The following is a 17,961-nucleotide window of genomic DNA, read 5'->3' as shown; positions in this document are numbered from 1 at the left end:
GGGGCGGCGCGTTGGCGGCTCTTCCCATTTTCGGTGCATCCGCGCAGAACTGCGTGAACCCGAATGGGACCGGCTAGGGAGCGACCAGCGATGATTACCGTCCATCACCTCGAAAACTCGCGCTCGCAACGTGTGCTGTGGCTGCTGGAAGAACTTGGGCTTCCGTATGAAATCCGCCGCTATGCGCGCAATCCCAAGACCATGCTTGCCCCGCCCGAGCTGCGCGCGGTGCATCCGCTGGGCAAGTCGCCGGTAATTGTCGACGCGGATCCGGACAGCGGGACGCCGCGCACCGTCGCGGAGACCGGCGCGATCATCGAGTATCTGGTCGAGAAGGCCGATGGTCGGCTCGGCGCCCCCGCGCATCGCGAGTCGGCACTCCGCTATCGCCACTTCATGCATTATGCCGAAGGTTCGATGATGCCCCCGCTGCTCGTCAAACTGGTGCTGATGCGCGTCCCGATCTTCGGCAAGGCAGCGCAGAAGAAGATCCAGCCGATGATCGACGTCCATCTCGATTTCGTCGAGGCCGAACTGGCCAGCCGCCCGTGGTTCGCGGGCGACGCGATGACGGCGGCGGACGTGATGATGAGCTTTCCGCTTGAGGCGGCGCGGTCGCGTGGCGGGCTCGACGCATCGCGTCCTGCGACGATTGCGTGGCTTGATAAGGTCCATGCGCGCCCCGCCTATCAGACGGCCCTCGCCAAAGGCGGCCCCTATGCCTATGCCTGATCGCGCAACTATCTAAGGGGTGAGCATGTCGGGGGCAGAGGCGATTACGGAGGTGCGGCGCGAATCGACGCTGCAATGGCAGATGCTGGGCGGGTTCGTGCTCGGCCTGGCCCTTGGCCTGTTCGTGCATTTCACCTCCGCCGACGCGGCATGGGTCAAGACCGTGACAACCTATGTCACCGGCCCGATTGGCCAGGTGTTCCTGCGCCTGTTGTTCATGCTGGTGATCCCGCTGCTCTTCTCGGCACTCGTCGTCGGCATCGCCGAAATGGGCGAGATCGCCGCGCTCAAGCGAGTCGGCCTGCGGACGCTCGTACTCACCGTCTGCGTTTCGACCATCGCGGTGATCGTCAGCCTGTTGCTGGTCAATCTGCTCCAGCCCGGCGCGGGTGTGGATCGCGTCGAAGCGCAGGCTCTGCTCGCCGCATCGGGTGACAGCGCTGGCGCGATTCTCGACCGCACCGCCAGCACCCCCACCGGCATGGACGCAATCCTGAACATCGTCCCCACCAATGTCGTCGCGGCGATGACCGCCAATGACATCCTCGCGATCATGTTCTTCGCGCTGTTCTTCGGCATCGGCATCCTGCTGACACTCGACAAGCCGCACGTCCAGACGCTCAAGCGCGGGATCGAGGGCGTGTTCGAGGTGTCGATGCGGCTGATTGGCCTCGTCATCCGCCTCGCGCCGATCGCGGTGTTCTGTTTCATGTTCAACCTCGCCGCTCTGTTCGGCTGGGAACTGCTGGTGCGGCTGCTGGCGTTCGTTGGCGTAGTGCTGGCGGCGCTCGGCACGCAGATGTTCATCATCTTCCCGATCCTGCTCCTCCTGCTCGCGCGCAAGAGCCCGATCGCATTCTTCCGCGAGACGCAGGAGGCGGCGGTGATGGCCTTCTCCACCGCATCGTCCAACGCGACGCTGCCGACCGCGCTGCGGGTCGCGGAGAATAAGCTCAAGCTGCCGCCCAAGGTCTCGCGCTTTGTCCTCACCATCGGGGCTACTGCCAACCAGAACGGCACTGCGATGTTCGAAGGCGTGACGGTGATCTTCCTCGCACAGTTCTTCGGCGTCGACCTGACGCTGGGACAGCAGATCACGGTAATGCTGGTGTGCATCCTCGGCGGCATCGGCACGGCGGGCGTCCCGGCGGGATCGCTGCCGGTGATCGCGCTGATCCTGGGCATGGTCGGAGTACCGCCCGCAGGCATCGGGCTGGTGCTGGGCGTCGACCGCTTCCTCGACATGTGCCGCACCGTGCTCAACGTCATCGGCGATCTGGTGCTCGCGACGATCGTGTCGGCGGGTGAGAAGGAGACGCCGGAGCCGGCGGCATGAGGCTGACCCGGCGCGGATTGCTCGCGGCGGGCGCGCTCGCGCCAATCGGGTTTTCCTCTGTGGCGCGGGCAGCGCAGCCCGATTTGGCGGCGCTGCAGCCGATCACCGGCGACGCGGTGCCGATCGGGCGCGCGGAACGCGCGGCCCGGCTCGCCCGCGCGCAGGCGTTGATGAAGGCGAACGGCATCGGCGCGGTGCTGATCGAACCGGGGGCGAGCCTGCTCTATTTCACCGGCGTGCGCTGGGGCCGCAGCGAGCGGCTGACGGCGGCGGTGATTCCGGTCGAGGGCGACCCGATCATCGTCACCCCGTTCTTCGAGGAACCGTCGGTCCGCGAATCGCTCGGCATCCCTGCGGAAATCCGGGTGTGGCAGGAGCATGAGGATCCGTTCGCCGTGGTCGCGGGGTTCCTGCGCGAGAAGAAGCTGCTCGGCCGCCCGCTGGGGATTGAGGAAACCGCGCGCTTCTTTGCGGTCGACGGCATGTGGCGTGCGCTCGCTGGCGTGAAGATCGTGTCGGCTAACCCGGTCGTGCGCGGGTGCCGGATGATCAAGACGCCCGCCGAAATCGCGCTGATGCAGAAGGCGGCGGACGTGACGCTGGCCGCCTATCGCTGGACCTACCCCCGGATCGAGGCGGGGATGACCCCCGCCGACATCGCCGCGCTGATGACTGCTGCGACGGTGAAGCTGGGCGGGCAGGTGGCGTTCAACCTGATCCTGCTGGGCGAGGCATCGGCCTATCCGCATGGCACGGGCCAGCCGCAGCGGGTGGTGAAGGGCGAAGTCGTGCTGATGGACTGCGGCGCGCGGGTCCATGGCTATGAAAGCGACATCAGCCGCACCTTCGTCCATGGCGCGGCAAATGCGGAACAGCGCAAGGTGTGGGAGCACGTCCGCGCCGGCCAGCAGCGCGCCTTCGCCGCCGCGCAGCTCGGCATACCTGCGGGCCGCGTCGATGATGCGGTGCGCGGATGGTATGCGACGCTGGGCTATGGCCCTGACTATAAGCTCCCCGGCCTGTCGCACCGCACCGGCCATGGCATCGGCATGGACGGGCACGAGCCGATCAATCTGGTGCGCGGCGAGATGACCAAGCTGGCGCCGGGCATGTGCTTCTCAAACGAACCCGGCCTGTATCTGCCGGGCAAGTTCGGCGTGCGGCTGGAGGATTGTTTCCACATGACGGCGGCGGGGCCGAAATGGTTTAGCGTGCCGCCGAGGTCGATTGAGCAGCCGATTGGGTGATCCGTTTTCGCGACCTAGCTGCTTCCATAATAGCCGCAAGCTGCTTGAGTGGCTGCACGCTTGCAACCCATGTGAAGGCCGACTTTGTCGGGGGCCGACTTACTTTTGGATCGGACTTAAAAGAACGGGGCGAGTGCTTCTTTCAATTTGAAGTCCGTGATCGCACGAGCGGGCAGGTCGTCTGGGCGATAGCGGAGAAGCGAGAGACTAACCCGCCCGAGCTGTCCGAATGCAAAGGCCAATTTCCGTTAGAATATGGCAAGGCTCCTGCTGGGTTCGAGACCTCCGTAGCGCCGGCAAAATTACTTAGCGGACACAGTTATTCGATCGATGGATCGAACGGTAATCCTCTTTACGGCAAATTTCTCTATACGGTCATTGAGCGCATCGAGAATGTCGAATGATAGGTGGCCCTGAGTTCCGTGCCCGCCTCCCAATCACCCTGATCGAACCGTTTCGCTTGAGCGAACGCCTCGGCGCGCTTAAGTCGCGAAAATGACCTCGACTAATGATATCCGCCGCAGCTTCCTCGACTATTTCGAGGGCCAGGGCCATGCCCGCGTTCCGTCCGCGCCGCTGGTGCCGCATAACGATCCGACGCTGATGTTCGTCAATGCGGGCATGGTGCCGTTCAAGAATGTGTTCACCGGCCTGGAAACGCGGCCCTACACCACTGCGGCGTCGAGCCAGAAGTGCGTGCGCGCGGGCGGCAAGCATAACGACCTCGACAATGTCGGCTATACCGCGCGGCATCATACCTTCTTTGAAATGCTCGGGAATTTCTCGTTCGGCGACTATTTCAAGGAGCAGGCGATCCTGCATGCCTGGACGCTGCTGACCAAGGAATGGGGCCTGCCCGCGGACAAGCTGACCGCGACCGTCTATCACACCGACGATCAGGCGTTCGATCTGTGGAAGAAGATTGCGGGCCTGCCCGAAGAGCGGATCATCCGCATCGCGACCAAGGATAATTTCTGGGCGATGGGGTCGGATGGTCCGTGCGGGCCGTGTTCCGAAATCTTCTACGACCATGGCGACCATATCTGGGGCGGTCCTCCGGGCAGCCCGGAAGAGGATGGCGACCGCTTTGTCGAAATCTGGAACCTCGTCTTCATGCAGTATCTGCAGGAGAATGACGAGATCCAGAGCGATCTGCCCAAGCCCAGCATCGACACCGGCATGGGGCTGGAGCGGATCGCGGCGGTGCTGCAGGGCGTGCATGACAATTACGACACCGACACGTTCAAGGCGCTGATCGCCGAGAGCGGCGCGCTGACGCAATCGGCAACGACGGGCGATAATCAGGCGAGCCATCGCGTGATCGCCGACCATATCCGCACCTCCGGCTTCCTTGTCGCTGACGGCGTGCTGCCCGCGAATGAAGGGCGCGGCTATGTGCTGCGCCGGATCATGCGCCGTGCGATGCGCCATGCGCATATCCTGGGCGCGAAGGACCCGTTGATGCACCGCATGGTGCCGGCTTTGGTCGCGGAAATGGGCGGCGCCTATCCCGAACTGGTCCGCGCGCAGCCGCTGATTGAGGCGACGTTGTTGCAGGAGGAAACCCGGTTCCGCCAGACGCTGGCGAACGGGTTGAAGCTGCTCGACGAAGCGACGGGATCGATGGGCGAGGGCGATACCCTGCCCGGTGAGACCGCGTTCAAGCTCTATGACACCTATGGCTTCCCCTATGACCTGACCGAGGATGCGCTGCGTCCGCAGGGCATGAAGGTCGACCGCGACGGGTTCGACGCGGCGATGAAGCGGCAGAAGGATGCCGCGCGCGCCGCATGGAAGGGGTCGGGCGCCAAGGCCAGCGACGATGTGTGGTTCGACATTGCCGAAGAGCATGGAAGCACCGAATTCACCGGCTATTCTTCAAGTGAGGGCGAGGGCCAGGTCGTTGCGCTGGTCAAGGACGGCGTCCGCGTTGACCGTGTCGGTGCGGGCGATGAGGTGACGATCCTCACCAACCAGACGCCCTTTTATGGCGAGAGCGGCGGCCAGATGGGCGACGCGGGCACGATCGGCAATGATGTGGCCGAGGCGATCGTCAGCGATACTGCCAAGCCGCTTGGTCGGCTGCACGCGCATCAGGCGACGCTGGTGCGCGGCGAGGTCAAGGTCGGCGACACGGTCAAGCTGATGATCGACGTGACGCGTCGCGACGCGATTCGCGCCAATCACTCGGCGACCCATTTGCTGCACGCGGCCCTGCGCAACCGGCTCGGCGGGCATGTCTCGCAAAAGGGTTCGCTGGTCGCGCCGGATCGCCTGCGCTTCGACTTCTCGCACCCGTCGGCACTGAGCGCGGCGGAGATTGCGGACATCGAGGCCGAGGTGAATGCGGAAATCCGCGCGAACGAGACGGTCGGCACGCGGCTGATGACCCCGGACGACGCAGTCGCTGCAGGTGCGCTGGCGCTGTTCGGTGAGAAATATGGCGACGAGGTGCGCGTGCTGTCGATGGGTCGGCAGACCGAGAAGCGCTATTCGGTCGAGCTGTGCGGCGGCACGCATGTCAACGCGACCGGCGACATCGCAATCTTCAAGATCATCAGTGAGAGTGCGGTGTCGAGCGGCGTGCGCCGGATCGAGGCGCTGACCGGTGAGGCGGCGCGCGTCTGGCTGGGCGAGCGCGATGCGAAGCTGCGTGAGGTGGCGGCGACGCTCAAGACCTCGCCTGACGAGGTTGCAGCGCGCGTTGCGGCGCTGGTCGAGGAGCGGCGCAAGCTGGAGCGCGAGCTGGCCGAGGCCAAGAAGGCGCTGGCGATGGGCGGCGGCGGTGCCTCTGCACCGGCTGGTCCTGAGCAGATTGGCGGCGTGAACTTCGTCGGCCAGATCCTCGACGGGCTCGATCCCAAGGCGCTACGCGGCGCGGTGGATGAGGCGAAAGGCCGCATCGGTTCAGCTGTGGTAGCTTTTGTCGCGGTAAATGAAGGACGTGCAGCGATCGCGGTGGGTGTCACCGACGACCTGACCGGCACCTTCAGTGCCGTCGAGCTGGTCAAGCGTGGCGTTGCCGCGCTGGGCGGGCAGGGCGGCGGCGGGCGGCCGGACATGGCGCAGGGTGGCGGACCCGAGGGCGGCAACGCCCAGTCCGCGCTCGACGCCGTCAGGCAAGCGCTTGCCGAGGAGAAAGCAACTGCGTGATCATGTTTGGACGGCCGCCGCTATCGCAGCGGCCCTCATCGCCGCCCCCGCCGCCACGGCGCAGGGCAAATTGCCCCCCTACCCGGAGGCGCTGAACTGCGCCGCACTGACCCATGCTGCCGCCAAGATCGGCAAGGGCACGCCGCAGGAATCGGTGCTGTTCGACCAGCTCATTTATTGGGGCATGGCGGCGGCCGATTCGGGGCGCGCGGCGGGCAAGAGCGGCAAGACGGTGGACGCTGAAGTCGCGGCCCAGTCGGCGCAGCGCGAAGGACGGTTGCGCGCACAGGACGGCGCGGCGACCGCTGCACTCGCCGCCTGCGTCGCGAGGGTGCCCGCACTCGATAACTGACCCGGAGAAGCCGAAACCCATGACCCTGCGCCGCCGTTCGTTCGTCCAGTCCATCGGCGCAGCAGCGCTTGCCACTAGTGTCCCCGCCGCGTCGCGTGCGGCGGGGCAGGCGAAGCCGGGGGCAGGGGACGCGGTGTTGCGGGCGCTGCTCGATCGCATCTTCAACGATCGGATGACGCAAAGCCCCGAGGGCGCGACCGCGCTTGGGCTTGATATCGGCAAGAACGCCGCGCTCAAGTCGCAGCTTTCGGGTCGCAGCGCGGCAGACGAGGCGCGCGATCTGGCGCGGGCGAAGCGCGAGCTCGCGGCGATCAAGGCGATCGATCCGGCGACGCTGGGTGATAATGCGCGGCTCGACTATGACGTCGTGACCTACCAGCTAGAGCGCAGCATCAGCGGGCGTGAGGCCTTTTCCTATGGATCGGCGGGTGGGCGTTCTGCACCCTATCGCCTGAGCCAGCTTACCGGCGCCTATCAGGACGTGCCTGATTTCCTCGATGCCCAGCACCGCGTGCGCGATGCGGTCGATGCCGACGCCTATCTCGCCCGGCTTGAGGCGTTCGCGACCGTGCTTGATCAGGAAAGCGAGCGCCAGCGGGGCGATGCTGCGCGCGGGGTGTTTGCGCCGGACTATGTCCTCGACACTACGCTGAAGCAGTTCGCTGCATTGCGCGACAAGGCGCCCGGCGAGACCGGGCTGGTCACGTCGTTCAAGGCGAAGCTGGAGGGTGCAAAGCTGCCGGCTGAGCGCGTGACGCAGGCCGAGAAGATTGTCGCCGACAAGGTCTTTCCCGCGCTCGACCGCCAGCGCGCGCTGGTGAGCGAACTACGCGGCAAGGCGACGCATGACGCTGGCGTATGGCGGCTTCCCGATGGCGAGGCCTATTATACCGCTGCAGCGGAGGCGGCGACGACTACCCGACTGACCGGCGAGGAAATCCATCGCATCGGTCTGGAGCAGGTGGCCGAGATCAGCGGCCGGATCGACTCGATCCTCAAGGCGCAGGGGATGAGCAACGGCACGGTTGGTGCGCGGCTCGTTGCGCTGAACGAGCGGGCCGATCAGCTCTTCCCGAATACCGATCCCGGTCGGGAGGCGTTGCTGGAAACATTGCGCGGGCAGGTCCGGGCGATGGAAAAGCGTTTGCCGGAACAGTTCGCGACACTGCCAAAAGCGCCGGTCGAGGTGCGACGCGTACCGCCCGCGATCCAGGCCGGCGCGCCGGGCGGCTATTATCAGGCGGCGACGCTCGATGGCTCGCGTCCCGGGATCTACTTCATCAATTTGCGCGACACGTTTGACCGCCCGAAATTCGGGCTGGCCACGCTCAGCTATCATGAGGCGGTGCCGGGGCATCACCTTCAGGTCATGCTCGCGCTCGAATCGCAGGATATTCCGCTGATCCGTCGGCGTGGTGGGTTCAGCGGCTATAGCGAGGGCTGGGCGCTCTATACCGAGCAGCTCGCGGACGAGATGGGCATGTATGACGGCGATCCGCTGGGGCAGGTCGGCTATCTCCAGTCGCTGCTGTTCCGCGCGACGCGGCTGGTGGTGGACAGCGGCATGCACGCCAAGCGCTGGAGCCGCGAGCAGGCGACCGATTACTTCATCGCCACCACCGGCATCGCGCGTGGTCGCAGCCAGGGCGAGATCGACCGCTACACCGTCTGGCCGGGCCAGGCGTGCAGCTACAAGATCGGGCATACTGTGTGGGTCGAGATGCGCGACGAAGCGAAGGCCAAGGCCGGCGACAAATGGGACCCGCGCCAGTTCCATGAGGTTCTGCGCAAAGGGGCGATGCCGCTCGACGTCCTGAAGCGCGTGGTTCGGGCGCGAATGGGATAGAAGCGCTCAGGCCTCAGCTTCTTCCTTCCGCACGCGCCGGATACGTGGCTCGCGCTCCAGCCCGGCGGCTTCCTTGATCGCCTTGCGCATCTCGTCGCGCTTTTCGTGGATCGAGGCGATCACCGGCCCGACCGCAACGCCAAGATCGACGAGTACAGCCTCCGACAATTGCAGCGAGCTTTCGAGCGTCTCGGGCACCGCATCGGTGGCGCCGGCCTTGTAGAGTTCGGCGGCGTGCGCAGCGTCGCGGGCGCGGGCGATGATCGGGATGTCGGGTACCCAATTGCGCACCCGGCGGGTCAGGCGGACGGTCAGCACCGGATCGTCCATCGTCAGGATCAGCGCCTTGGCATGGCCGAGGCCCAGGCGATCGACCAGCTCACTGCGCGACACATCGCCGAACATGACGGTGTAGCCTTCGCGCCGCGCCGCCGCGACGCCGTCGATATCCGCGTCCACCGCGAGATAGGGCTTGTCATGCGCGCGCAGCATATCGGCGACCGTCCGTCCGACGCGGCCAAAGCCGATGATGACGGTGCCGCCCACGACGATGTCGGCCGGATCGACGATCACCGCGCGGTGGTCCCGCGCCTCGATCCGGCGCGAGGCGAACTGTCCGGCCTTGGCCAGCAGCGGCGTGATCGTCAGGCCGATCGCGGTGACCGTCGTCCAGAAGGTGGCGGTGGACGGCTGGATCAGCCCCGCCGTGGTCGCGACGCCCAATACGATCAGCGTCGTCTCCGACGGGCTCGCCATCAACACGCCGGTTTCCGCCGCCGTGCCGGTGCGTGCGCCCGACAGCTTGAGCAGGGCGATCGTCACGCCGACCTTGATCGCCATTACCCCCAGGATCGCGCCGAGCAGCATCGCCCAATCCTGCGCCACCATGCGCAGGTCGAGCCGCATTCCGACTGTGATCAGGAACACGCCGAGTGCCAGGCCCTTGAACGGGGCGGTGATGACCTCGACCTCGCTGTGATATTCGGTTTCCGCAATCAACAGCCCGGCGAGCAGCGCCCCGACGATCGGTGACAGGCCGACTGCGGTGGTCGCCATGCTCGCGACGATCACGACCAGCAGGCTGGCGGCAAGGAACAGTTCGGGCGACTTGGTGCGCGCGGCCTGTCCGAACATCCGTGGCAGGATGAAGCGTCCGCCGATGAACAGCGCCGCGACGACGAGCGCACTCTTGCCCAGTGTCGCGGCGAGCTGTGCCCAGCCCGCATCGGCCGCCGCGGGGGCGAGTGCGCCGAGCAGGAAGATGATCGGAACCAGCGCGAGATCCTCGAACAACAGCATCGCGAACGCCGCGCGCCCGACCGCGCTTGTCGTCCCGGCGATCGGCAGGACCAGTGCGGTGGAGGAGAGGGCGAGCGCAAGTCCGAGGCCAAGTGCGCCTGCCCAGGTCTGTCCCAAAGTGTAGAGGGCCAAACCGATTAGCAGCGCGGCCCCCAGCAACTCCGCCGCCCCGACTCCGAACACCAGCCCGCGCATCGTCCATAGCCGTTTGAACGATAGCTCGAGCCCGATCGTGAACAGCAGCAGGATGATGCCGAATTCGGCAAAGGGCTCGATCGAAAGGGGGTCGCTGATCGTGAAGTAATAGAGCCACGGCATGTAAGGCACGAGCTGGCCGAGCCCCGCCGGCCCCACCAGCGCGCCGACCAGAATGAAGCCGATCACCGGGCTGATCCGGAACCGTGCGAAGGCGGGAATGACCAGGCCCGCGGCGCCGAGAATGACGAGCGCGTCGCTGAAGCTGTTGTTGGACAGGTCTAGGGCCATGCGCGCACCCTAACCGGCGGCGAAACCCTTTGTCATCGGACTTGTGCGATGCGGTAAAATTAAGCCTCGCAGTGGCAGTCGGCCAGCCGAACGTGACATGACAAGAAAAAGGCCGCGTCCCAATCGGAACGCGGCCCATTTTTGTGCCGAAGGCAGCGAGGCTTACGCCCAGCTGGCCATTTCGGTCTCGAGGTTCTGGCGGATCGCCTCGAAGAACTGCTCGGTGGTCATCCAGGGCTGGTCCGGACCGATCAGCAGCGCGAGATCCTTGGTCATCTTGCCGCTTTCGACGGTCTCGATGCACACGCGCTCCAGCGTCTCGGCGAACTTGGTGACTTCCGGCGTGTCGTCGAACTTGCCGCGGAACTTGAGGCCACCGGTCCAGGCGAAGATCGACGCGATCGGGTTGGTCGACGTCGCCTTGCCCTGCTGGTGCTGGCGATAGTGGCGCGTGACGGTGCCATGCGCCGCTTCCGCCTCGACCGTCTTGCCGTCGGGCGAGAGCAGGACTGAGGTCATCAGGCCGAGCGAGCCGAAGCCCTGTGCAACCTGATCCGACTGGACGTCGCCGTCATAGTTCTTGCACGCCCACACGAACTCGCCGCTCCACTTGAGCGCCGATGCCACCATGTCGTCGATCAGGCGGTGCTCATAGACGATGCCCGCTTCCTTGAACTTCGCGTCGAAGCCTTCGGTCTCGAACACTTCCTGGAACAGGTCCTTGAAGCGGCCGTCATATGCCTTGAGGATCGTGTTCTTGGTCGACAGATACACCGGCCACTTCAGGTTGAGGCCGTAGTTGAACGACGCGCGCGCGAAATCGCGGATCGAATCATCGAGGTTGTACATCGCCATCGCGACGCCCGAACCGGGGAAGTTGAACACCTCGCGGTCGATGACTTGGCCATCGTCGCCTTCGAACACGAGGCGCAGCTTGCCGGCGCCGGGCACCTTGAAGTCAGTCGCGCGATACTGATCACCGAACGCGTGGCGGCCGACGACGATCGGCTTGGTCCAGCCGGGGATCAGGCGCGGAACGTTGCTGATCACGATCGGCTCGCGGAATACGACGCCGCCCAGGATGTTGCGGATCGTGCCGTTGGGCGACTTCCACATTTCCTTGAGGTTGAACTCCTCGACGCGCTGCTCATCGGGAGTGATCGTCGCGCACTTCACGCCGACGCCATATTCCTTGATCGCGTTCGCCGCATCGACCGTGATCTGGTCGTTGGTCTCGTCGCGCTTCTCGACGCTCAGGTCGTAATATTTGAGGTCGATGTCGAGATAGGGCTTGATCAGGCGTTCGCGGATCCATTCCCAAATGATCCGCGTCATTTCGTCGCCGTCGATCTCGACGACCGGGTTCTTGACCTTGATCTTCGCCATGCTCGCTTTCCTGTTCGTATCGGGAGGATAGGGTTTGGCCGTGCGTCTAGGAGCAAGCGCGCGCGCGATCAAGCTATGGCAGACACCGGTATCGCCACGCGCCACGCAGGATTGTGTTGCGCGGATGACACAGCTAGACCCCCGGGCATGCCTTCACTCGAAACACCGCCCGCCGTCACCAACACCGTTAAGTGGCGCTTCCCCTCGGTTCATCCGGAGGGACGCAAATATGTGCTGATCTCCGCGGCGATCACGATCCTGTTCCTTTTTGCGATCTGGGACGAGCTTGGCTTTGCGCTGATCGGCGTGACGATCTGGGTCGCGGCCTTCTTCCGCGATCCGATCCGCGTGACGCCGCAGGGGGCGGGGATGATCATCTCTCCCGCTGACGGATTGGTGACGATGATCGAGCGTGTGCCGGTGCCGCGCGAGATCGCCGGACCGGAAGGATTGAACGAAGCGACGCGTGTGCGCGTTTCGATCTTCATGTCCGTATTCGACGTCCATATTAACCGCACCCCGATGGCCGGCACGATCCGCCAGGTCGTGTATATCGCGGGCAAGTTCCTCAACGCCGACCTCGACAAGGCGAGCGAAGAGAATGAGCGCCAGCATTTCGTGATGGAGTCGCACGACGGCACCCGCGTCGGCTTTACGCAGATCGCTGGCCTCGTCGCGCGGCGCATCGTGACGTTCGTGAAGCCCGGTGACATCGTCGCCGCAGGGCAACGCTTTGGCCTGATCCGCTTCGGCAGCCGCCTCGATGTATTCCTGCCCGACGATTATGCGCCGCAGGTGGCGCTGGGCCAACGTTGCCTCGCTGGTGAGACGATCGTTGGCCTGAAGGGTGCCCGTGCGGCGGAGGGTGTCGCCCAGTGAGGTTTGCCCCATGAGTTTGCGCCCCCGTCCCCTGCGCCGCGGAATCCCGCTACGCACGATTGCCCCCAACGCGATCACCGCTCTGGCTTTGTGCTCGGGTCTGACCGGCGTTCGCTATGCGATCAGCGAGAATTGGGAACGCGCGGTTCTCATGATCCTGATCGCGGCGCTACTCGACGGTATCGATGGCCAGGTGGCGCGCATGGTGCGTGGCGAGAGCAAGTTCGGCGCGGAGCTGGACAGCCTGTCCGACGCGATCTCGTTCGGCGTCGCACCCGCGCTGATCCTCTATCTCTGGGCGTTGATGTACGCGCCGAAGGTGGGGTGGATCGTTGCGCTGCTCTATGCCGTATTCTGCGCGCTGCGGCTGGCTCGGTTCAATGCTCAGATCGACAGCGATGCCCAGCCGCGAAAGCTGGCCGGCTTTTTCACCGGCATACCTGCGCCCGCTGGCGCCGGGCTGGCAATGCTTCCGCTCTACATCTGGCTATGGAGCGGTGAGGAACTGGCCCGCTCGCCGTGGATCGTCACCCCGTGGGTCGCGTTTATCGGCCTGCTGATGGTGTCGAGCCTCGCCACCTATTCGTGGAAGTCGCTGCGGTTGCGGCGCAATGTCCGGTTCGAGGCGCTGGTCGTGGTCGTAGTGCTTGCCGCTGCGCTGGTTAGCGCGCCGTGGCAGACGCTGACGGCGATCTGTCTCGGCTATCTCGCGACGCTTCCGTTCAGCATACGGGCATATCGCCGGACTATGCCGCCGCCCGCAGGATCGGCGAAGCCCGCCGGGGTGCCGCCCGCGGGCTGACGCGGACCCGCGCGGCGTGGGCCGGCGTCAGGGCAGGGACGACATCGCCGCGCAGCAGTGCGCGCATATAGTCGAGGCGCGGTGCGATCGTGGTGAACATCGCCCAGATCGACACGGTGAACGCAGTGGTGAACAGCAGCGTGGCAAGAACAGCAACCATCATTGGCCTCCCGGATTCTTCCTGAGCGACTGGAATCCTGAAGATTCGCGACGCTCCAGTGCGGCCAAGGTTCCCTGTCCGCCGTGTGAACCCTTTATGTTCCATTAACGTTCCGAGTGTCAAGCGGCGCAATCTGCTTTTGTTCTCTTGCGCCCCGTCGCATTCTCGACTAAGCGCGCCCCCTCAACACCGCATGGGAAGCAACATAACCCGGTGCTGCGGGCCGTCACGGCCTTCGGTCACTCGCTTCCCAGAGGCTCAACCGGAAGGAGTTATCCCTATGGCGGCACCAGTCGTCTCCATGCAGCAGCTGCTCGAATCGGGCGCACACTTCGGTCACCAGACGCACCGCTGGAACCCGAAGATGAAGCCGTATATTTTCGGCGACCGCAACGGCGTTCACATCATCGACCTGTCGCAGACCGTGCCGCTGTTCGCGCGCGCGCTCGACTTCATCAGCTCGACCGTTTCGTCGGGCGGCAAGGTGCTGTTCGTCGGCACCAAGCGTCAGGCGCAGGAAGCGATTGCCGACGCGGCGCGCAAGTCGAACCAGCATTTCGTCAACCATCGCTGGCTGGGGGGCATGCTCACCAACTGGAAGACCATCAGCAACTCGATCAAGCGCCTCAAGACGCTCGAAGAGCAGCTGTCGGGTGACACGCACGGCCTGACCAAGAAGGAAGTGCTGAACCTGACCCGTGAGAAGGACAAGCTGGAGCTTTCGCTCGGCGGCATCCGCGACATGGGCGGCGTTCCCGACATCATGTTCGTGATCGACGCGAACAAGGAAGAGCTGGCGATCAAGGAAGCCAACACGCTCGGCATCCCGGTCGTCGCGATCCTCGATTCGAACGTCTCGCCCGACGGGATCGCATTCCCGGTCCCGGCGAATGACGACGCCAGCCGCGCGATCCGCCTGTACTGCGAAGCCGTCGCAATCGCGGCGACCCGCGGCAACAACCAGGCGCAGATGAGCAGCGGCGATTTCGGTGCGGCCGAAGTGCCGCCGGTCGAAGCAGCGCTGGCTGAGCCGGCTCCTGCCGTCGCAGCCGAGCCGGAAGCTCCGGCCGCTTCGACCGAGCCGGAAACGGCCGCTGAGGGCGAGCGCCAGATCGACGCGTAAGCGCTCTGGTCATCGAACCGTAATGGGGGCGGGGCAGGGCGTTTCAGCTTTGTCCCGCCCGCACCATATTTGAAGCTAACCGCTTAAGCACGAGGAACAAGAACATGGCCGAGATCACTGCAGCAGCCGTGAAGGAACTGCGCGAGAAGAGCGGCGCCGGCATGATGGACTGCAAGAAGGCGCTGACCGAAACCAATGGCGACATCGAAGCAGCCAGCGACTGGCTGCGTTCGAAGGGCCTTGCCGCCGCCGCCAAGAAGTCGAGCCGCACCGCAGCTGAAGGCCTCGTCGGCGTCGCCGTCGCGGGCACCAAGGGCGTGGCCGTCGAGGTCAACTCGCAGACCGACTTCGTTGCAAAGAACGAAATCTTCCAGGGCTTTGTCCGCGAAGCGACCGCCGTTGCGCTTGAGCAGGGTATTGATGATGTCGAGGCGCTGAAGGCGCAGTCGATCACTGGTGGCACCATCGAAGACGTGCTGGTCGCGAACATCGCAACGATCGGCGAGAATCAGGTGCTGCGCCGCGCGAAGAAGGTCGAAGTGACCAACGGCGCGGTGATCCCGTACGTCCACAACGCCGCGGCCCCGGGCCTTGGCAAGATCGGCGTGCTTGTCGCGCTCGAATCGGACGCGGGCGCGGACGTGCTCGAGCCGCTGGGCAAGCAGATCGCGATGCACATCGCCGCTGCCTTCCCGCTGGCGCTGTCGGTCGAGGACCTCGATCCGGAAGTCGTCGAGCGCGAAGCCGCGATCCTGCGCGAGAAGAACGCCGACAAGATCGTCGGCAAGTCCGACGAGGTCGCCGCGAAGATCCTCAACGGCCCGGTCGAGAAGTTCAAGAAAGAGAACGCACTGCTCACCCAGGCGTTCGTCATGGACGGCAAGACCCCGGTCGGCGACGTGATCGCAAAGGCGGGCAAGGACTCCGGCATGACGATCACGCTGGTCGACTATGTCCGCTTCCAGCTCGGTGAAGGCATCGAGAAGGAAGAGAGCGACTTCGCAGCTGAAGTGGCTGCGGCAGCTGCTGGCTGATCGCACGACACTGAGCGAACAAGGAGGGCGCGGCCAGCGATGGCCGCGCCCTTTTTGTTATCTGCGCGGGCGCTGCCGGCCGTGCTTGATGTCGCCGATGACGACATGGTCGCCCTGCACGCGATAGCGGATGACATAGGGCGGGACCGTCGCCAGTTCACGCCGCCCCGCGGTCGCTGGCCTTCCGCGATCGGGGAACTCATGCAGGCTATTCCCGGCGTCGATCAGGCGCGCCGCAAGCCGTTCTGCCGCATCGGGGTCGAACTGGGCGACATAGGAACGAATCAAACGCAGCAGGGTCAGCGCGCGCTGGGTCCAGACTATTTGAACCATTTCTCGGGGGCGGGCTGTTCATCCGGCTTGCCCCATGTCGCAAGCCACGCAGCGACCTCAGCATGATCGACGAAGCGGCCCGCCGCGAAATCGGCATCGGCCTCAGCATCCGCCAGCCGATCAGCTTCGGCTTCATCGGGACGGTCGAAGATTTCGCGCTCCGCGTTCATGCGTGGGATATAGCATCGTGCGATGGGTGGCGCGAGAGGCGAGCTGCCGGTGTTTTCTTCGATTCGATAGCTGTCGTTTCGGCACTACTTTTCGGTATGGTTAGCCGATGAGCATGAACCCGTTCCAAACGATAGAAGCAACGTTCGGATGGCGCGAGTTCCCGGATGCTATGTTCTATCGTTCTCAATTCGGGCTGCGGTTCGAGCTAGGCGGCGACATCGATAGCGTGCCGATCCGGTTCATGACGGGGCTTGAGCGGGCAAAAGCGGTTGCTGGGGAGTTGTTTTCGACGTCCAGCACACTGACTGCGGTGGTTTCCATCTACGGTGAGGAGCGCGCAACTAGACGACACTCGGCGTCGATGCAGCAGTTGATGCGCATTGGCTTTCCGCATTCGTTCGGACCGGCAATCAAGATTCCGCAAAACGATGAGGACCATATCGCCGAGTTTGGCGGCGACCTATTCCGTCATTGGTATGCGGTGCAATTCACCAATGATGAGGCATCGATCTCTGCGCTGCTATGGGCCAGTGTGAGCCGGGAGATGGCCATCCAACCCAAGGTGCGCTGGGTCGACACGATACACATAGCGGATATTCAGAAGCGGCTTGCCCTCACCGCCTACGACGACAGAGGGATGGACGTAGTAGGGCCGAGCGCACCTGCACTCTCCACGCTCTATCAGAAGTTCAATCCTTGGCTATTGGACTACGACCGCGCTGAGATGGACGCGAAATTTTCCCGCTGACCTCGCCAGGCGCCACTCGGCATCAAGACGGATCGCCAGTTTCCCCGCTTGGCTTCGCCCGCGCCCGCGCCTAAGGTCCGCGCCGCTCCCAACCGCTGACAGACCATAGGGCCAGATGACCGCGCCACGCTTCAAACGCATCCTCCTCAAACTCTCCGGCGAAGTGCTGATGGGGCAGGGGCAGTTCGGGATCGATCCCGCCACCTGTGAGCGCGTCGCGCGCGAGGTGAAGGCGGCGACCGAGGCGGGGTTCGAGATTTGCATGGTCGTTGGCGGCGGGAATATCTTCCGCGGGCTCGCGGGCGCTGCGCAGGGATTCGAGCGGGCGAGTGCCGATTATATGGGCATGCTCGCCACCGTGATGAACGCGCTGGCGATGCAGAACACGCTCGAGCGGCTTGGTGTCGATACCCGCGTGCAGTCGGCGATCCCGATGGCCTCGGTCAGCGAACCCTATATCCGGCGCAAGGCGATGCGGCATATGGAGAAGGGCCGGGTGGTGATATTTGCCGCCGGCACCGGCCTGCCGTTCTTCACCACCGACACCACCGCCGCGCTGCGTGCAGCCGAGATGAATTGCGACGCCCTGTTCAAGGGCACCAGCGTCGATGGCGTGTACAATGCCGATCCGAAGAAGGTCGCCGACGCGACTCGCTATGAGGAACTGACGTTTGATCGCGTGCTGGTCGACAATCTCAAGGTGATGGACGCGACTGCGGTGGCTTTGTGCCGCGACAATGACATTCCGATCGTGGTGTTCAACATCCGCGACGAGGGCACTTTGGAAGCGGTCTTGCGAGGTGAGGGTACCTCGACCATCGTCCGCAACCAGCCCGCAACCGCTTAAGTTAAGACAGAATAAGAGGAACCTGAG

Annotated in this window: 18 protein-coding genes; 13 read left to right on the top strand and 5 right to left on the bottom strand. The window is 64.5% G+C overall.

Annotated elements, in window-relative coordinates; all coding sequences use genetic code 11:
* Window positions 1-90: 90 nt before the first annotated feature.
* The 7 genes from K9B35_RS02075 (at window position 91) to K9B35_RS02045 (ending at window position 8,666) form a co-directional block, all read left to right on the top strand.
* Window positions 91-732 (top strand): glutathione S-transferase family protein, encoded by a 642-nt coding sequence (locus K9B35_RS02075; protein WP_224920142.1) that lies wholly within the window; start codon window positions 91-93, stop codon window positions 730-732.
* 25 nt (window positions 733-757) lie between these two features.
* On the top strand, window positions 758-2,068 hold the full coding sequence (locus K9B35_RS02070; protein WP_224920141.1) for a dicarboxylate/amino acid:cation symporter: 1,311 nt from the start codon (window positions 758-760) through the stop codon (window positions 2,066-2,068).
* On the top strand, window positions 2,065-3,315 hold the full coding sequence (locus tag K9B35_RS02065) for a M24 family metallopeptidase (protein WP_224920140.1): 1,251 nt from the start codon (window positions 2,065-2,067) through the stop codon (window positions 3,313-3,315). The genes K9B35_RS02070 and K9B35_RS02065 overlap by 4 nt, the downstream gene beginning before the upstream one ends.
* Before the next feature lie 71 nt (window positions 3,316-3,386).
* Complete coding sequence (locus K9B35_RS02060) at window positions 3,387-3,719, top strand: hypothetical protein (protein WP_224920139.1); 333 nt, start codon at window positions 3,387-3,389, stop codon at window positions 3,717-3,719.
* A gap of 91 nt (window positions 3,720-3,810) precedes the next feature.
* Window positions 3,811-6,468: an alanine--tRNA ligase gene (alaS, locus tag K9B35_RS02055; RefSeq protein WP_224920138.1), complete on the top strand. Its 2,658-nt coding sequence runs from the start codon at window positions 3,811-3,813 to the stop codon at window positions 6,466-6,468.
* A gap of 70 nt (window positions 6,469-6,538) precedes the next feature.
* Window positions 6,539-6,820 carry a hypothetical protein gene (locus K9B35_RS02050; RefSeq protein WP_224920137.1) on the top strand — a complete coding sequence of 94 codons (282 nt, stop codon included), beginning with the start codon at window positions 6,539-6,541 and terminating at the stop codon, window positions 6,818-6,820.
* A 25-nt stretch (window positions 6,821-6,845) separates the two neighbouring features.
* Window positions 6,846-8,666 (top strand): DUF885 domain-containing protein, encoded by a 1,821-nt coding sequence (locus K9B35_RS02045; RefSeq protein WP_224920493.1) that lies wholly within the window; start codon window positions 6,846-6,848, stop codon window positions 8,664-8,666.
* Window positions 8,667-8,672: 6 nt separating this feature from the next.
* Here K9B35_RS02045 and K9B35_RS02040 read toward each other — a convergent pair whose 3' ends face one another.
* Window positions 8,673-10,451: a cation:proton antiporter gene (locus K9B35_RS02040; protein ID WP_224920136.1), complete on the bottom strand. Its 1,779-nt coding sequence runs from the start codon at window positions 10,449-10,451 to the stop codon at window positions 8,673-8,675.
* A gap of 162 nt (window positions 10,452-10,613) precedes the next feature.
* The gene (locus tag K9B35_RS02035) at window positions 10,614-11,837 is read right to left on the bottom strand and encodes an NADP-dependent isocitrate dehydrogenase (protein ID WP_224920135.1); all 1,224 of its coding nucleotides are present in this window, start codon (window positions 11,835-11,837) and stop codon (window positions 10,614-10,616) included.
* Between the two features lie 147 nt (window positions 11,838-11,984).
* Here K9B35_RS02035 and K9B35_RS02030 point away from each other — a divergent pair, with 147 nt between their 5' ends.
* Together K9B35_RS02030 and pssA are read left to right on the top strand one after the other, a co-directional pair.
* Window positions 11,985-12,716, top strand: a complete 732-nt coding sequence (locus K9B35_RS02030; protein ID WP_224920134.1) for a phosphatidylserine decarboxylase — start codon at window positions 11,985-11,987, stop codon at window positions 12,714-12,716.
* 10 nt (window positions 12,717-12,726) lie between these two features.
* Window positions 12,727-13,518, top strand: a complete 792-nt coding sequence (gene pssA / locus K9B35_RS02025) for a CDP-diacylglycerol--serine O-phosphatidyltransferase (protein ID WP_224920133.1) — start codon at window positions 12,727-12,729, stop codon at window positions 13,516-13,518.
* Here the strand turns inward: pssA and K9B35_RS02020 are convergent.
* Window positions 13,463-13,678 (bottom strand): hypothetical protein, encoded by a 216-nt coding sequence (locus tag K9B35_RS02020; RefSeq protein WP_224920132.1) that lies wholly within the window; start codon window positions 13,676-13,678, stop codon window positions 13,463-13,465. The two genes, pssA and K9B35_RS02020, sit on opposite strands and share 56 nt — an antisense overlap.
* 280 nt (window positions 13,679-13,958) lie before the next feature.
* On the opposite strand from K9B35_RS02020, the gene rpsB reads away from it, so the two are divergent.
* Together rpsB and tsf are read left to right on the top strand one after the other, a co-directional pair.
* The gene (gene rpsB, locus K9B35_RS02015) at window positions 13,959-14,801 is read left to right on the top strand and encodes a 30S ribosomal protein S2 (protein WP_224920131.1); all 843 of its coding nucleotides are present in this window, start codon (window positions 13,959-13,961) and stop codon (window positions 14,799-14,801) included.
* Between the two features lie 104 nt (window positions 14,802-14,905).
* Window positions 14,906-15,835, top strand: coding sequence for a translation elongation factor Ts (gene tsf / locus K9B35_RS02010; protein WP_224920130.1), 930 nt, complete (start codon window positions 14,906-14,908; stop codon window positions 15,833-15,835).
* Between the two features lie 57 nt (window positions 15,836-15,892).
* Here the strand turns inward: tsf and K9B35_RS02005 are convergent, their stop codons facing one another.
* Complete coding sequence (locus K9B35_RS02005; protein ID WP_224920129.1) at window positions 15,893-16,168, bottom strand: type II toxin-antitoxin system RelE/ParE family toxin; 276 nt, start codon at window positions 16,166-16,168, stop codon at window positions 15,893-15,895.
* Window positions 16,156-16,338, bottom strand: coding sequence for an antitoxin (locus tag K9B35_RS02000; RefSeq protein ID WP_224920128.1), 183 nt, complete (start codon window positions 16,336-16,338; stop codon window positions 16,156-16,158). Before K9B35_RS02000 ends, K9B35_RS02005 begins: the two co-directional genes overlap by 13 nt.
* 107 nt (window positions 16,339-16,445) lie before the next feature.
* Here K9B35_RS02000 and K9B35_RS01995 point away from each other — a divergent pair, with 107 nt between their 5' ends.
* Complete coding sequence (locus K9B35_RS01995) at window positions 16,446-17,087, top strand: DUF3885 domain-containing protein (protein WP_224920127.1); 642 nt, start codon at window positions 16,446-16,448, stop codon at window positions 17,085-17,087.
* Window positions 17,088-17,202: 115 nt separating this feature from the next.
* Window positions 17,203-17,934 carry a UMP kinase gene (gene pyrH, locus K9B35_RS01990; protein WP_224920126.1) on the top strand — a complete coding sequence of 244 codons (732 nt, stop codon included), beginning with the start codon at window positions 17,203-17,205 and terminating at the stop codon, window positions 17,932-17,934.
* Window positions 17,935-17,961: the final 27 nt, after the last annotated feature.

Source organism: Sphingomonas sp. R647, from assembly GCF_020177055.1.
Classification (GTDB): domain Bacteria; phylum Pseudomonadota; class Alphaproteobacteria; order Sphingomonadales; family Sphingomonadaceae; genus Sphingomonas.
Note: the sequence above shows the minus strand (reverse complement) of the source record. Positions and strands in the feature narration are given on the sequence as shown.